Raw genomic sequence first — 381 nt, 5'->3', positions numbered from 1 at the left:
CCTACAGTGGTATCCAGTACACCATCAGTAATTTCAGCAACAGTAGCGGTTTGCAGCAGGATCAGACCGTCTTTGTTACCGCCATCAACACGAGCTTCACAAGTGTTATCAACGACCAGACCGCTAATATTTAATTGACCGCCGTCCATATCGTTAGCAGCAAATGCAGTACCAGCAGCCATTGCCAACATAATACCGGACAGCGCAAAACCTAATTTTTTAGACATAAAAATCCTTGAGTAATATTCCATAAAGCAGATAACAGCATTGCATGATGATGAGATTTTGATGCAATGCCATGTAACTGAACGTTACTTTGTTAATGATGTTTGTTTGTTTTTTACTAAGTATTACATTCATTCATCATTGGGACAGCTATTT

The 381-nt window shown here is 39.4% G+C and carries 1 protein-coding gene; it reads right to left on the bottom strand.

Going from position 1 to position 381, the window contains the following annotated elements:
- On the bottom strand, positions 1-227 hold a 227-nt coding region (locus tag I6F38_RS43645; protein ID WP_225164747.1), incomplete at its 3' end, for a hypothetical protein.
- Positions 228-381: the final 154 nt, after the last annotated feature.

This window comes from Bradyrhizobium sp. BRP56 (genome assembly GCF_020194035.1).
GTDB lineage: Bacteria > Pseudomonadota > Alphaproteobacteria > Rhizobiales > Xanthobacteraceae > Bradyrhizobium > Bradyrhizobium australafricanum.
Note: the sequence above shows the minus strand (reverse complement) of the source record. Positions and strands in the feature narration are given on the sequence as shown.